Below are 303 nucleotides of genomic sequence, written 5' to 3'. Positions count from 1 at the left end.
TTTTATGCCAAACGACTTTTGTTTTTTGCTGGAATGATGGTTTCGTGATTTTTGAGCATTCTCAAGAACGATGCGGCTTCGCCGTGCCTTTCGGCATTCTTGACAACCCTCAAAAATCCCAAAATGGATCTTCAAACAAAAAGCGAAAAGTGTAAACAACGCTGGAATTTTCTACACCTGAGACCTTTGCAAAAAATAGCCGGATATGACTCTCTTCATACCCGGCTGCTTCGTATCTGAATTTCCGATTAAAAAACATTAAATCTCTGCCTATTTCCCCTCTAAAATCCCCTATTTCAAGGG

The 303-nt window shown here is 40.3% G+C and carries 1 protein-coding gene; it reads right to left on the bottom strand.

Features of this window, described 5'->3' with window-relative positions:
* Positions 1-109 precede the first annotated feature (109 nt).
* A partial coding sequence (locus tag NQ012_RS13005) for a hypothetical protein (RefSeq protein WP_257067986.1) occupies positions 110-303 on the bottom strand: 194 nt, incomplete at its 5' end.

Origin of the sequence: Neisseria dentiae, assembly GCF_024580525.1 — a bacterium.
GTDB lineage: Bacteria > Pseudomonadota > Gammaproteobacteria > Burkholderiales > Neisseriaceae > Neisseria > Neisseria dentiae_A.
Note: the sequence above shows the minus strand (reverse complement) of the source record. Positions and strands in the feature narration are given on the sequence as shown.